This window comes from Priestia sp. AB (genome assembly GCF_028369225.1).
Classification (GTDB): domain Bacteria; phylum Bacillota; class Bacilli; order Bacillales; family Bacillaceae_H; genus Priestia; species Priestia megaterium.
Genome location: NZ_JAQMYN010000059.1, coordinates 1 through 718, shown reverse-complemented (window position 1 = coordinate 718; position 718 = coordinate 1). Strand labels below are relative to the sequence as shown.

2 protein-coding genes are annotated in these 718 nt (G+C 33.1%); both read right to left on the bottom strand.

What is annotated here, in order from left to right; all coding sequences use genetic code 11:
- Positions 1 to 474, bottom strand: a 474-nt coding sequence (locus tag POF52_RS30950) for a sigma factor regulator N-terminal domain-containing protein (protein ID WP_271998193.1), incomplete at its 3' end; no start/stop codon positions are given.
- A partial coding sequence (locus tag POF52_RS30945) for a sigma factor-like helix-turn-helix DNA-binding protein (RefSeq protein ID WP_271998191.1) occupies positions 458 to 718 on the bottom strand: 261 nt, incomplete at its 5' end. The genes POF52_RS30950 and POF52_RS30945, both read right to left, overlap by 17 nt.

The window sequence follows — 718 nt, the reverse complement described above, 5'->3', positions numbered from 1 at the left end:
CTTATATTTGTATTTTGGTACGTAAAATAACATCTCACGTTGCCCATTAGGAATATGATAAACTGTCGTGTCATTGACAATTGTACTACTCGTGGAAAATGATGCATTCAAGTTGCCAAGTAAATCATAAGTTATATCTTCTGCACCCCAAGGTATCACCTTGTCTTCAATTACTTTAAATACTTCACTTTTAATAGTCCCCTTTAAAACTCCAATTGAAATGGTATCAGTGTTAGTGTATGTGTTTGGAGACATCATCACCTGATTTTCAGTAATTATCCGATCAGTAATCTTGTCTCCTTTTGAGGCAATAAAATAATTATTTCCTTTGACAAATAAACCAATAGCAAAGCTAACTACGAGTGCTGAGATAAAAACTGTTCGTAAAATGGCTCTATACTTTGCTTTTTTAAGCGTTCTATGTAAAGACTTTTCATCAAAAATGGAATCTAACTCATCATTCGTTTTTTTCATGACATTCTCTCCTATACATTTCTTTAAACGTTTTCCTAGCACGAGCTAAATACGTTTTGACAGCTTCAGGTTTCATATCTACATATTCCGCAATTTGTTTATAAGACCAGTCTAGCTCATACTTTAAAAGAAGTAGTTGCTTAAAGGTGGGAGACACCTGTTGAAGTATTCTTCTTACTAGAAGCTGATTTTCTTTTGCAATCATCATCTCTTCAATTAATCGCTCATTGGTAATAAGGTAATT